Raw genomic sequence first — 13,383 nt, 5'->3', positions numbered from 1 at the left:
TTGATCACCCTCGGGAAGTCACCCTCCTTATCGAACCGCCGCCTCGCCTTTTCGCGTACTCGTGACCGGGACGTCGTGTCGAAAATTTTTGAAGAGCTGGGCCCGCGCTACGCCGCCCGCAATGGCGGATATTTGCGCATTCTCAAGTGCGGTTTCCGCAAGGGCGACAATGCGCCCATGGCCATGGTGATGTTGATGGACCGGCCGGACAGCGGCGAAGCCGCGGCGGAAGCTGAGAAGGCTGCCTAGAAGGCTCGCTATGGACTCGGTTCCCGCGGGCGGTGTTTACACCGTTTCGGGGATTGGGTTTCGCGGGCTGGAGTTACCCGGAGCCGCGGCGCTAGTGCGTAGGGAGAGTGCCGCCCGTTCGTAGGCCAGCACCAGGTCCCGCAATAGGATCTCGGCCCCCGCGAAGTCGTTCCCTTGTATCGCTTCCTCGATTTTCTGGCATAGCGCGGCGGTATCGTGGGCGCCAATCTTTGAACTGCATGCCCGGAGTGTGCGCGCCGCGCCGCTGGCTTGCTCTGCGTCGCAAAGATGGATGGCATAGGCGAGGCGCCCGGCGAATTCTTCGGCCGACTCCAAATAGACCTAGATTAGCATGTCCCAGTCACTGGGTGCTGCAGCGAGAGGGGCTACAACATCTCCCTTGCCCTCGGGTTCTACCTTGGCGGGCGCTTTCACGGATGCGGTCGCCAACGGCGTGCCGGGCACGCGCGCACCTTCGGCGACTTCCACATTTATCGTGAAGCGAAAGCCGGTGCTTTGTTCCACGGTGCCATCGAGGAGGAGCTCTCCCCCCATGCGCCGCACAAGTTGGCGGGCAATGCATAGCCCCAGGCTGGCGCTGCCGGTGGGGGCACCTAACTTCTCATCCTCCTGCGCAAAGGCCTGATAGATGCGCATGCGGGCCTCCTCCGCGATGCCAATACCAGAGTCCTTCATCCTCACCATCAGCGGCACACTGCTGCCGGTGTGCTCCCACGCGGACATTTCCATGGCGATCTCGCCGCCTTGCGAGAATTTGATAGCGTTTGCGACCAGGCTCCCCATCACTTGGCGCAGCCGGGCAGGGTCTCCCTTGACTTGCGCGGGGAGCGGCCCTAGCAATTGGGCGCTAAGCTTGATCCGCCGGTTTTGCGCTCTCTCCTGGTAAAGCTGAATCACGGTATTCAAGGCTTGGCCGGGGTCGAATACCTCTTCTTGAAGTACCAGCCGCCCGCCTTCGATGCGGATGTAGTCCAGCATGTCGTCCGCGAAGTTGAGAACGAACTCGGCGGCATCCCTGGATTTGGCCAGATACTCCCGCTGCGCCGCGTCTAGCCGGGTGAGGCCCATTTGCCTGGCTGCCGATACCGCCCGCTTCATCGGTGTGCGAATCTCGTGGCACATGTTGGACAGCAATTGCGTGCGCAGGCGTAAGGCCTCGCTGTCGCCAGGGTCCTTCCGTGGCTCGGCTTCAACCGGCGGACGCCGGGCCTCTTCCAGCTCGGAGCGGGCGGTGGCCAGCGCGGCGTCGCGTTCCTGTAATTCGTCGAGAAGGCGGTTGATGGTGCCTGCAATGCCGCCTGCTTCGTAGTGGGCGTCTTTCCCGGGGGAGTCGCAAGTTCTATGGAGTAGTATGAGATAGGGTCAGGTCTATAATTTATAGGAAGTCTTGAGCATTACTCCCGTTGGCCGCAAAGTGGCAAAGGGGCGGGGTCAAGTCTTGAAATATCAGATTCCTGAGGGTGAGGTACCGGGTCTTTCCATGGCGTAGGAGCCTGGTCTATCCGGTATTCAGTCGCGCACGTTGAGTTGGGCGAACGTCTGTGCTGGCGAGAGGATGAGGATATTCTGGAATTGCTTGATGTCGAGCAAGTCCTTGCCGCCAGAGACGATGAACTGGGCATTGGCTGCGAGCGCGCAGGCGAGCACGGCATCATCGTTGGGATCACGTTCGATGGCCGGTGGAATACCTGCCGGGGTGACGGATTTCCCCAGGGAGCGTTAACGCTCCACCAGTACCCGGAGTGTGAGACGGTAGGGTGCCATGTGCGCGAGGAGGTGTTCCCTAGCGCATACTTCCTCGAGCTTGGCGTCAAGCAGTCTTCGTGGTGCGCCATTCCAGAGAAACCTCGAGGGGATGACGTTGGTGTCAAGAGCGATCCGCACGTTTGCGTTGGGCTCGGCGCTGAACGCGCACGGTTCTGACGGTCTCCACAATTCCCTGTTCAATCTCGGGGGTGAGTTGCTCTTGCGGCCCACCCGCCCAGATCTCTCGCAGGGCTTTCCCAGCCTGCGAGCGTAGCCGCTCACGCAAGAGCGCCTCGATGGCTTCGCTGCTCAGCAGACCGGCTTCCTTGGCGCGCCGCGCCAGCTCCTCGGGGAGCGCTAAAACGAGCTCTGTCATTGGTAACTCCCAAAAACGCCCTCAGGCACGAACCCACTCACGCGAATTCGCGTTACGTTTGGTCGTTCGCGGACTTGGCCACACCGCGCAAGGTCGCCTGCCGCAGGACCGGCTGCTTGGCCTGATGCTTGAATAAGACATTACAAAACACTTGACGCATTTTAGGAGAAACCCCGAATGCCCCGCATTCCCGATACTGAAATCGAGCGACTAAAGAGCGATCTGAGCGCGGGCGAGGTGTCAGGTCCCATCATCATATCGGGCCGGCCGCCAGGTCAGCAAATGAAGGCGCACTGGCTATCCAAGATGCGATCATTTCATTAATTACGTTTCAATTTCGGCGCCGGCCTGCTTGAGTATGGCGCGTAGCGCTCCTTCTGGCATGTCGCCGGGATGCTTGGGGATGGTATAGCGATTTGCCTTCGGGTTGAACCAAATCTCGTGAGAGCCTGCGGCCTGGCGGTGGAATTCCAGGCCCAGATCCTTTAACCGCGTGACGTGCCCCTATGAGGCGTCGAGCAAAGACCTAAGGTACCTGCCCGTCACACTGGCCGGATCGCGGGCGAGTGTTTCTGGTGTGCCTTGGGCAATGATCTGGCCGCCGCCGTCGCCGCCCTCCGGACCTAGATCCGCGATCCAGTCGGCGGTTTTGATCACCTCCAGGTTGTGCTCGATCACCACGATGGTGTTGCCTTGGTCGCGCAGGCGGTGCAGAACGCGTAGCAACAGATCGATGTCTTGAAAGTGCAATCCTGTTGTGGGTTCGTCCAGAATGTAGAGGGTGCGTCCGGTGTCGCGTTTGGAAAGCTCCAGCGATAACTTGACTCGCTGCGCTTCTCCGCCCGATAGAGTGATGGCGCTTTGGCCCAAGCGAATGTAGCCCAAGCCTACGTCCAGAAAGGTTTGCAGCTTGCGCGCGAGCGCGGGAACAGGCGCGAACAATTCGTGCGCTTGCGCGACTGTCATTTCCAAGATGTCGTGGATGTTGCGGGCGCGGTAGCGGATTTCCAGTGTCTCCCGGTTGTAGCGTTTGCCGCGGCAGGTGTCGCACGCAACGTAGACATCCGGGAGGAAGTGCATCTCCACCTTGATCACGCCATCGCCCTGGCAGGCTTCACAGCGCCCGCCTTTCACGTTGAAGGAGAAACGCCCGGCACCGTAGCCGCGAGTGCGTGCTTCGGGAACGCCCGCGAAGAGATCTCGGATCGGAGTGAAGACTCCGGTATATGTGGCCGGGTTGGAGCGCGGCGTGCGCCCGATGGGACTTTGATCGACGTTGACTACCTTGTCGAAGAAATCAAGACCTGTCACCGCCTCGTGCGCGGCTGGCTCCTCGTGGCTCCCATACAAGTGCCTGGCCACTACCGGGTAGAGCGTGTCGTTGATCAAAGTGGATTTGCCCGAACCCGACACGCCCGTGATGCACACGAATAACCCCACGGGGATGTTGAGCGTGACGTTCTTCAAGTTGTTGCCACTGGCGCCACGCAATACGAGTTGGCGTTCGCTGTCGTTCGTCCTGCGTGTGGGAGGTTGCGCGATGCGCTTGCGCCCGGAGAGGTACTGGCCGGTGATGGATTCGGCGTGCTGCTTGATGTGATCCGGTGTACCCTGCGCCACGATTTGGCCGCCATGCACGCCCGCCCCCGGCCCCATGTCCACCACGAAGTCGGCGCTGGCGATGGCATCCTGGTCGTGTTCCACCACGATGACGGTGTTACCCAAGTCGCGCAGTCCGCGAAGTGTGGCCAGTAGGCGCGCGTTGTCGCGTTGGTGCAAGCCGATGGAAGGTTCGTCCAAAACGTACATCACGCCCGTTAGCCCGGAACCGATTTGGCTCGCCAATCGAATGCGCTGGGCCTCGCCTCCGGAAAGCGTATCGGCCGAGCGGTTCAGACTGAGATAGCCCAATCCCACATCGTTCAAGAAGCCGATGCGGGCGCCTATCTCGCGCAGAATTTTTTCTCCGATGGCGAGCTTGGCGCCTGTCAAACTTAGGTTTTCGAAAAACCCCCCCAGCGCGCGCAGTGGCATCTGCCCGGTTTGGTGAATGTTGTGCTCGCCGATGAACACGCTTCGCGCTTCACGGCGAAGGCGCGCGCCGCTGCATTCCGGGCACGAAGTGGACGCCAAATACTTGGCCAGTTCCTCGCGTACGGTGGCCGAGTCGGTTTCCCGGTAGCGCCGTTCCAGGTTGGGAATGACGCCTTCAAAGACGTGCTCTCGCACGTGGCGCCCGCCCTTTTCCGAGGGATAGGTGAAGCGAATCTTGTCCTTGCCTGAACCGTAAAGAATGGCCTCCTGCAAATTCTTGGGCAAGGCATCGAAGGGTTGCTCCAAGTCGAAGCCGTAGTGCGTGGCCAGGGATTGCAGCAATTGCGAATAAAAAGGATTGCGCCGGTCCCAGCCCGCGATGGCGCCCGAGGCCAGGCTCATGTGCGGGAAGGCCAGCACGCGCGCGGGATCGAAGTGCGTGATGTGGCCCAGTCCGTCGCACCGCGGGCAGGCACCCATGGGGTTGTTGAAGGAGAACAAACGCGGCCCCAACTCCGCCAACGCGTAATCGCACACATGGCAAGCGAAACGCGAAGAGAATAAATGCTCCTTGCCGCTTTGCGTTTCCACGGCGATGGCGCGCCCATCCCCGTGGCGAATGGCGGTTTCGAAGGATTCCGCGAAACGCTGCTTGGCATCCCCGCGCACTTTGAGCCGGTCCACCACTAATTCGACCGTGTGCTTGTGGGTGCGCGCCACCTTGGGGAGCGAATCCAGATCATGCATGGCGCCATCGAGGCGGATTCTGACGAATCCTTGCGCGCGCAAATCCTCGAATAATTCCGCATGCTCGCCCTTGCGCTCCGCCACGAGCGGGGCCAGGATCATCAAGCGTGTGTCTTCGGGGAGCGCCACCATGTGATCCACCATTTGCGACACGCTTTGTGCCGCCAGCCGCTGGTGATGGTCCGGGCAATAAGGGTCGCCCACGCGAGCGAAAAGTAGCCGTAGATAGTCGTGGATTTCCGTGACCGTGCCCACGGTGGAGCGCGGGTTGTGGCTGGTGGATTTTTGTTCGATGGCGATGGCAGGCGATAGGCCCTCGATGGTGTCCACGTCGGGCTTATCCATCACCTCCAGGAATTGGCGGGCATAAGTAGAGAGCGATTCGACGTAACGGCGCTGGCCTTCCGCGTACAGCGTGTCGAAAGCGAGCGACGATTTGCCTGAGCCCGACACTCCTGTGATAACGATAAGCTGGTCGCGCGGCAGATCGAGATCGATGTTCTTGAGATTGTGAGTACGCGCACCGCGAACGCGGATGAATTCCATGGGGGACCAAGCAGCCTACGTGGGGCAACCTGCTAATATACCGGAGCGGTCATTCCTTTCCGAATTTCGAGTTAATCCCTCCCCCTTATGAATCCAAGCGGCGCGCCCATGACGCCAGCCGAACGGCGAGCCACTTTCAGTTTGGCTTCCATTTTTGGCTTGCGGATGTTGGGCATGTTCATCATCTTGCCCGTGTTTGCGCTGTACGCCGATACGCTCTCCGGCGGGCATAACCGAACCTTGGCCGGCATTGCGGTAGGTGCCTACGGGCTCACCCAGGCTATCCTCCAGATTCCATTCGGTGCGTTGTCGGACCGTTGGGGACGCAAACCCACCCTGTATATGGGCTTGCTGATCTTCGCCCTGGGCAGCTTCATCGCGGCGGCGGCGGATTCCATTTACATGGTGATCTTCGGCCGCATCGTGCAAGGCGCGGGTGCGGTGTCCGCGGTGGTGATCGCGCTGGTGGCGGACCACACGCGCGAGGAGCAGCGCACCAAAGCCATGGCTGTGGTGGGCATGACCATCGGCGTGACCTTCGCGCTGTCGATGGTGGCTGGGCCGCTGCTGGCCCATTGGATCGGTGTGCCGGGAATCTTTCTCATGACGGGCGTGTTGGCGTTGGCCGCATGCGCTGTAGTGCGCTTCGTGGTTCCCGGCGGGCCCGCTCCCGTAGGCGCGCAAATTCGCACTCCGTTCTTGCACGTGTTGGTGCGGCCTGAGTTGGTGCGTTTGAATTACGGCATCTTCGTCTTGCACCTGGTCTTGACCAGCTTGTTCGTGGTGGTGCCTTTCAATCTGAGGGAAGCGGGACTACCGGACGGCAGCCATTGGGAAGTCTATTTGTCCGTGATGCTGGGCGCCTTCGTGTTGATGGTGCCGCCCATGCTCTGGTCCGAACGGCGCGGCCAGCAGAAGACGGCCTTCCTCGGTAGTATCTTCCTGCTGACCCTGGGCCAGATGGCTTTGTTCTCGGCGCATTCGGTTTGGTGGATTGCACTGGCCTTGCTGGTGTTCTTCACGGCCTTCAATCTGCTGGAGGCCAGCCTGCCCTCCTTGGTGTCACGCATGGCCCCGCCGGAGACAAAGGGTGCCGCCATCGGCGTGTACAGCAGCGTGCAGTTCTTCGGTACCTTTCTGGGCGGTGCGTTGGGAGGAGTCATTTCCCAGCATTACGGCGGAAACGCCGTGTTCTTGTATTGCGCGGCGCTCAGTGCCAGTTGGTTTGTGGTAGCGTTTCGCATGCGCATACCGCACAAGCGCGGTAACCCTAATTTAGCATCGGCGGAGACTTGATATGGCCTCGGTAAATAAAGTGATCTTGATCGGAAACCTCGGGCGCGATCCCGAAGTGCGTTACTTGCCTAGCGGCGACGCGGTGGCCAATTTGAACATCGCCACCACGGAAAAGTGGAAGGACAAGGGCGGCGAAATGCAGGAGCAAACAGAGTGGCACCGCGTGGCTTTCTTCGGCCGCCAGGCCGAGATCTGCGGGGAGTACCTGAAGAAGGGAAGTTCGGTCTACATCGAGGGCCGCCTGCAAACGCGCAAATACACGGATAAGGAAGGCATCGAGCGCTACGCCACGGATATTCGCGGCGATCGCATGCAGATGCTGGGCAGTCGCGGAGGAGGCACGGGCGGGAGCGATTCGATGCCGCGCGATATCGACGGTCCTCCACCGCAGGGAAGTGCGAAGCCCTCGCCGTCATCGGCACAGCCCAAGAAGGCGCCGAACTTCGACGACATGGATGATGACATTCCGTTTTGAGACGCTAGGATTTTGGATCTAAGAGCTAGGGAACCTCCTCCTTCCCTCCCCCGCCAGCGGGGGAGGGTTAGGGTGGGGGCGGGTGGGGGCCAGGTTGGGGGCAGAGGAAACGCGCACATGAAACTCTACGAACTACAACACAAGCCGGGGTTGGACAGCATTACGCTGGCCGAGCGGGCGGATCCCAAGCCGGGGCCTGGGCAGATATTAATCAAGGCCAAGGCATGGTCGCTCAATTACCGCGATCTGCTCGTGGCCAAGGGAAGCTACGGTGCTCCGCCGCCCATGGGCCGTATCCCGCTCTCCGATGGCGTGGGGGAAGTGGTGGAAATAGGCGCTGGTGTCACACGTGTGAAAGTGGGAGATCGCGTGGCCGGTTGCTTCATGCAGGGCTGGCTTGGTGGTGAGGTGACACTTGCCATCTCAGCTACCGCCCTGGGCGGCGCCATCGATGGCATGCTGGCCCAGTACGTGGTGCTGAGCGAACAAGGGGTGGTGCAGGTGCCTGCGCACATGAGCGATGAAGAGGCGGCCACGCTGCCTTGCGCGGGTGTCACGGCGTGGAACGCGCTAGTGCGCGAAGCGCGCATTCGCGCGGGCGACACCGTGCTCTTGTTGGGTACTGGAGGTGTTTCCTTGCTGGCGCTGCAATTCGCCAAGATGCACGGCGCGCGCTGCATTCTTACTTCCAGCAGCGAGGAAAAGCTGCAAACCGCCACGCGCCTGGGCGCCGATGAGACCATCAACTACCGCGCTAATCCCAACTGGGATAAGAAGGTGCTGGAATTGACCGCGGGGCGCGGCGCGGACATCGTGGTGGAAGTGGGCGGTGCGGGCACCTTCGACAAGTCGCTCGCCTCGGTGCGCATGGGCGGTAGCGTGTGCATGATAGGGGTGCTCACGGGCACTAGCGCGCCCGTGTCCACCGCCGTCATTCTCCGCCGCAGCATTCGCGTATTTGGCATCTATGTGGGCTCGCGCGACATGTTCGAGGAAATGAACCGCGCCATCGCGCTGCATAAGTTGCGGCCCCACATCGGCAAGCGCTTCGCCTTCTCGGAGGCGCGCGCGGCCTACGATTATCTTGACAGCGCCGCGCATACCGGAAAGGTTGTGATACATGGGTAGTTTGAGAGACGTTTCCCTGGATGACAAGTTCCTGCTCCAAACGGGGCGGATATTCATCACCGGCACGCAGGCCCTGGTGCGCATCCCGATGATGCAGCATCTGCGCGATAAGTCGGAAGGCTTCAACACCGCTGGCTACGTCACCGGCTACCGTGGGTCTCCTCTCGGTGGTTACGACCAGCAATTGTGGGCGGCGAAGAAGGTGTTGGACCAGCATCACATCGTGTTCAATCCCGGCGTCAACGAAGACCTCGCCGCCACCGCTTGCTGGGGCACGCAGCAAGCGCACTTTCACGGCGAGAACAAATACGACGGCGTATTCGCCATCTGGTACGGCAAGGGCCCCGGCGTGGACCGAACGGGTGACGCTTTCCGCCACGGCAACCTCGCGGGCAGCCATCACAAGGGCGGCGTGATCGCTCTGATGGGCGATGACCACACCTGCGAATCCTCCACCACCGCGCATTCCAGCGAATACGCGATGATGGATGCGATGATGCCCATCTTGAATCCCGCCGGCGTGCAGGAGTTGCTCGATTACGGGATCATCGGTTTCGCGCTCTCGCGTTACGCCGGTTGCTGGGTGGGGTTGAAGTCCATGAAGGACACCATCGACGCTTCCGCGACCGTGGATGTCAACCCTGATCGCGTACGCATTCAAATACCGGGCTATCATGTTCTGCCGCCAGGGGGCCTAAACATTCGCTGGCCCGACGACTTTCTCCAGCAGGAAGCCCGGCTACACAACGACAAGATCGAAGCGGCCAAGGCATTCGCGCGCGCCAACCGGTTGGACAAGATCGTGTTCGATTCTCCAAATGCGAAACTCGGCATCATGACCTGCGGCAAATCTTACATGGATGTGCGGCAAGCGCTGCAGTACTTGGGCATTGACGAAAGCGAAGCCAAACGCCTGGGCATCCGCTTGTACAAGGTGGCCATGACCTGGCCCCTCGAACCCACAGGCGCGCTCGAGTTTGCCCAGGGATTGGAGAAGGTGATCGTTGTGGAGGAAAAGCGCGCGCTCATCGAAACCCAATTCAAGGATATCTGTTACGGCCGCGCCGGCATGCCCAGCGTGATCGGCAAGTGCGATGAAGCGGGCGTCACGTTGTTTCAAAGCAATGGCGCGCTAGACCCGAATCACATCGCGATCGTCATCGGCCGTCGCATTCTCGATTCCACGAACGATGCACAGCTGGCCGCGCGAGTCGCGCACCAGCAAGCCCTGGAATCCCGCACGCCGGAAAAACCGGCCATGGACCGCACGCCCTACTTCTGCTCGGGATGCCCGCACAGTAGCGGCACGCGCTTGCCGGAGGGTAGCCGGGCGCTCGCCGGGATCGGTTGTCACTTCCTCGCGCAATACATGGATCGCAACACCGCGGGGTTCACGCAGATGGGCGCCGAAGGTGCTAGCTGGATCGGCGAGGCGCCCTTCGTGAAAACCAAGCACGTGTTTCAGAACATCGGCGATGGAACGTACTTCCATTCCGGCTATCTGGCCCTGCGCGCGGCCATCGCGTCCAAGGTCACCATGACCTACAAGATCCTGTTCAACGACGCCGTGGCCATGACCGGCGGCCAGCACGTGGACGGCCAGCTCACCGTGCCGCAGGTGGTGCGCCAGGTACTGGCCGAGGGCGCGGTCAAATGCGTGGTGGTGAGCGACGACATCGAGAAATACGCAGGGGGCACTTTCCCGCCCGGCGTCGAGGCGTTCCACCGCGACGACTACGAAAAGGTGCAGAAGGATTTGCGCGAGATCGATGGGGTCACCGTCATCGTGTACGACCAGACCTGCGCGGCGGAAAAGCGCCGGCGCCGCAAGCGCAACCAATATCCCGATCCGCCCAAGCGCGCTTTCATCAACGAACTCGTGTGCGAAGGGTGCGGCGACTGCGGCGTGAAATCGAATTGCGTCTCCGTATTGCCGCTGGAGACCGAATTCGGCCGCAAGCGCAAAATCGACCAGTCCTCTTGCAACAAGGACTATTCCTGCGTGAACGGATTTTGCCCGAGCTTCGTCACCGTGCATGGCGGCAATTTGCGCAAGGGCAAGGCGCAAGCGGCAAGCACCGGCACGCCGTTTCCCGTCGTTCCCGAACCCGAGTTGCCCGCGCTGGAAGAGCCTTACGGCATCATGCTGACCGGCGTGGGCGGCACGGGTGTGGTCACCATCGGTGCCATCCTCGGGATGGCCACCCATTTGGACGGGAAAGGATTCTCCGGCTTGGATATGGCGGGCCTCGCGCAAAAAGGCGGGGCCGTGTGGACCCATCTGCAAATCGCCAAGGACCCGAGTGACATCAAAACCGTTCGCATCGGCTCGGGAGGCGCCAAGGCGGTACTGGGTTGCGACTTCGTCGTGAGCGCGAGCCAGAAGACCATGGATACCACCGAGCTGGGCAAGACGCGTGTGGCGGTCAACACGCACCAGCAAATGACGGGAGCGTTCACGCGCAATGCCGACTTCCAATTTCCCAGTGCATCCTTGCGCAAGACCATCGCCAACGGCGTGGGCGAGGAAAACGCTTTTTTCGTGGATGCAGCGCGCTTGGCCACCGGGCTCATGGGAGATTCCATCGCCACCAACATGTTCATGCTGGGCTATGCCTTTCAAAAGGGATTGATCCCCATTTCCTCGCAAGCCATCGCCAAGGCGATCGAACTCAACGGCGCGGCCGTGAAAATGAACCAAACCGCCTTTCTGTGGGGCCGCCGCGCCGCCGTGGATTTGAACGCCATCGAACGGTTAATCGCGCCCAAGACGGAGAGTGCGGCTGTGCAAAAGTTGTCAAGCACGCTCGACGAAACGATCCGGCGGCGGGTGGAATTCCTCGCGGACTACCAAAACGCGGCCTACGCGGAGAAATACAAAACCTTGGTGGAGCGCGTGCGCCGCGAGGAACAACAGAAAGGCAAAGGGCTCACCGGATTGGCCGAGGCGGTAGCTCGCTACTACTTCAAGCTGCTCGCCTACAAAGACGAATACGAAGTCGCGCGGCTCTACACGAGCGGTGCTTTCGAACAAAAGGTGAAGGAGCAGTTCGAGGGCAACTACACCCTCAAATTCCACCTCGCGCCGCCCTTGTTTTCCAAGCGCAACGAGAAAGGCGAACTCATCAAGAAGGAATACCCAAGTTGGATCTTCGGCGCCTTCAAGGTGCTCGCCAAACTACGCTTCCTACGCGGCACCGCGCTCGATGTCTTCGGTTACACCGAGGAGCGCAAAATGGAGCGCCAACTCTTCAAGGATTACGAGCAGTTGATCGAGCAATTACTCGCTAAACTTACGCCGGATAACCACGTCCTCGCGGTTCAATTGGCGGCCATCCCCGAAGAGATCCGCGGATTTGGCCATGTGAAAGCTCGGCACCTTAGCGCGGCGAAGGAGAAGGAGGCGAAGTTACTGGCTCAATTCAACGCGCATCGGGAGGCACGGGCGGCGGCTTAGGGTGTGCCGGAAAGGTTTCACTTGGGGACTGTAGCGAGTGTACGGTTGCGACCCCGATCTATGTACCCACTTCGAAGGGGAAAGAAGGCAAGGCTTGACCGTTTCCCCGCTCCGAGGGGATGTTGGTAAACGAGTGTAGGTGCCGTTGCTAGACTTGATACCTACCCTTGTGGGGAAACCTCAAGGGGCGTTTGTATACTGATTTAGGGTGTGATAAAAATCCAGAAATTTCTTTAGAAATAGAAGGATAATTTAATACATGATTGTTTATACAGTAATTCAGGTGGTTTATAAAACCCCATTTAGGGGGCTGACTTTACGTTGGGCTTCGCACCATGAGTAGAGAGCTTTTGCTGCAGGTCGTTGGTTACCGCTTCGGTGCATCGTTCGTTCGTCACGGCGCTGCCGCGCACGGCGGGCCAGTGCGCCAGCGGTCATTGCTTCGTTCAACGCCCCACCCATTGGCGTCGTGGGCCGCGCTTCAAACGGCGTCCGCTCTGCCTTCGGTTGCGTTCCACAGATCGCCCTCTTCACCGTCGCCCGCCGCGCTGTTGCCTTCGTTGGTCGGTGTTAGTGCGACCGGTGTTGCGTTCGCGGGCCAAAGACTTTCGGTCGGTGGGGACGTTACGCCTGCACTTCGTCCAAGTGCCGAATCACCCGTGCTGACGGTTGCGCGGACTCATCTGTTCTCGCTCCGGCAAACGCCCCAGCCCAACCCGGCGCTCAACCGGACGCTGCGCGATAGAGCCGCGCAGCGTCCGGTTATCTCTACGTTATGCCTCATAGGAGCCTCATCACCATCGGCGTTCATGACTTCCGTAAGTCCCCGCGGTTCTATTCCGACGGTTTGAGCCTGAAAGCGGCCGGGCATTTGAACGGGCACGTTGGGAGGAAGTGGTCATGCGGTTAAGCACGGGACATGGCGTAGACATCTTCTACGCCATCGCAGTGAATTGCATATGGGGCCTCGCCTTTGTCATCCCCAAATACCTTACTGATATAGATCCCACGATGGTGGCGCTCGGACGCTATTTCGTATATGGGATCTTGTCAGCAGGCATCCTTTTAGCGGCTGCACGCGCAGTCAGTTTCGCTCAAATCCCATGGATACGAGCATTTGCGTACGCGTTTATCGGGCACGTCGGTTATTACATCATCCGGGCACCTCTAATAATTCAGCATTCTAGAGTAGTGTGTATGGAATCGATGTGATAAAAAGCCTCGAAGCGCAAAGTGATCCCGAGGCCGATGAAGAAAGACAAACGCAGGAAGCAACCCAAACCCAAGCAGCCTGGATTCTTCGATGTA

General features: G+C 60.2%; 10 protein-coding genes. 5 read left to right on the top strand and 5 right to left on the bottom strand.

Going from position 1 to position 13,383, the window contains the following annotated elements; genetic code table 11:
• Positions 1-249 (top strand): 50S ribosomal protein L17 (gene rplQ / locus EXR36_13110; protein ID MSQ60547.1); only part of this gene is annotated, 249 nt, incomplete at its 5' end.
• Positions 250-285: 36 nt separating this feature from the next.
• On the opposite strand, the gene EXR36_13105 is transcribed toward rplQ, so the two are convergent.
• The 5 genes from EXR36_13105 to uvrA form a co-directional block, all read right to left on the bottom strand.
• Entirely contained in the window at positions 286-585 is a 300-nt protein-coding gene (locus tag EXR36_13105; protein MSQ60546.1) for a hypothetical protein, read from the bottom strand.
• A gap of 6 nt (positions 586-591) precedes the next feature.
• Complete coding sequence (locus EXR36_13100) at positions 592-1,404, bottom strand: hypothetical protein (protein ID MSQ60545.1); 813 nt, start codon at positions 1,402-1,404, stop codon at positions 592-594.
• Positions 1,405-2,137: 733 nt separating this feature from the next.
• Entirely contained in the window at positions 2,138-2,392 is a 255-nt protein-coding gene (locus EXR36_13095; GenBank protein ID MSQ60544.1) for a hypothetical protein, read from the bottom strand.
• 324 nt (positions 2,393-2,716) lie between these two features.
• Positions 2,717-2,872, bottom strand: a complete 156-nt coding sequence (locus EXR36_13090; GenBank protein ID MSQ60543.1) for a type II toxin-antitoxin system HicA family toxin — start codon at positions 2,870-2,872, stop codon at positions 2,717-2,719.
• A gap of 24 nt (positions 2,873-2,896) precedes the next feature.
• On the bottom strand, positions 2,897-5,719 hold the full coding sequence (gene uvrA, locus EXR36_13085; GenBank protein ID MSQ60542.1) for an excinuclease ABC subunit UvrA: 2,823 nt from the start codon (positions 5,717-5,719) through the stop codon (positions 2,897-2,899).
• Between the two features lie 87 nt (positions 5,720-5,806).
• On the opposite strand from uvrA, the gene EXR36_13080 reads away from it, so the two are divergent.
• The 4 genes from EXR36_13080 (at position 5,807) to EXR36_13065 (ending at position 12,075) form a co-directional block, all read left to right on the top strand.
• The gene (locus EXR36_13080) at positions 5,807-7,015 is read left to right on the top strand and encodes an MFS transporter (GenBank protein ID MSQ60541.1); all 1,209 of its coding nucleotides are present in this window, start codon (positions 5,807-5,809) and stop codon (positions 7,013-7,015) included.
• Between the two features lies 1 nt (position 7,016).
• Positions 7,017-7,490: a single-stranded DNA-binding protein gene (gene ssb, locus EXR36_13075; GenBank protein MSQ60540.1), complete on the top strand. Its 474-nt coding sequence runs from the start codon at positions 7,017-7,019 to the stop codon at positions 7,488-7,490.
• A 117-nt stretch (positions 7,491-7,607) separates the two neighbouring features.
• Positions 7,608-8,618: an NAD(P)-dependent alcohol dehydrogenase gene (locus tag EXR36_13070; GenBank protein ID MSQ60539.1), complete on the top strand. Its 1,011-nt coding sequence runs from the start codon at positions 7,608-7,610 to the stop codon at positions 8,616-8,618.
• Positions 8,611-12,075, top strand: coding sequence for an indolepyruvate ferredoxin oxidoreductase family protein (locus EXR36_13065; GenBank protein ID MSQ60538.1), 3,465 nt, complete (start codon positions 8,611-8,613; stop codon positions 12,073-12,075). The genes EXR36_13070 and EXR36_13065 overlap by 8 nt, the downstream gene beginning before the upstream one ends.
• Positions 12,076-13,383 lie beyond the last annotated feature (1,308 nt).

Source organism: Betaproteobacteria bacterium (assembly GCA_009693245.1).
Lineage (GTDB): Bacteria > Pseudomonadota > Gammaproteobacteria > Burkholderiales > SHXO01 > SHXO01.
This window is presented reverse-complemented; position numbering and strand designations above follow the sequence as displayed.

Bases quoted from the DNA above. Each gene is read 5' to 3' on its own strand.
- EXR36_13095 (MSQ60544.1), bottom strand. From the start codon at position 2,392: ATGACAGAGCTCGTTTTAGCGCTCCCCGAGGAGCTGGCGCGGCGCGCC.
- uvrA (MSQ60542.1), bottom strand. From the start codon at position 5,719: ATGGAATTCATCCGCGTTCGCGGTGCGCGTACTCACAATCTCAAGAAC.
- EXR36_13080 (MSQ60541.1), top strand. From the start codon at position 5,807: ATGAATCCAAGCGGCGCGCCCATGACGCCAGCCGAACGGCGAGCCACT.
- ssb (MSQ60540.1), top strand. From the start codon at position 7,017: ATGGCCTCGGTAAATAAAGTGATCTTGATCGGAAACCTCGGGCGCGAT.
- EXR36_13070 (MSQ60539.1), top strand. From the start codon at position 7,608: ATGAAACTCTACGAACTACAACACAAGCCGGGGTTGGACAGCATTACG.
- EXR36_13065 (MSQ60538.1), top strand. From the start codon at position 8,611: ATGGGTAGTTTGAGAGACGTTTCCCTGGATGACAAGTTCCTGCTCCAA.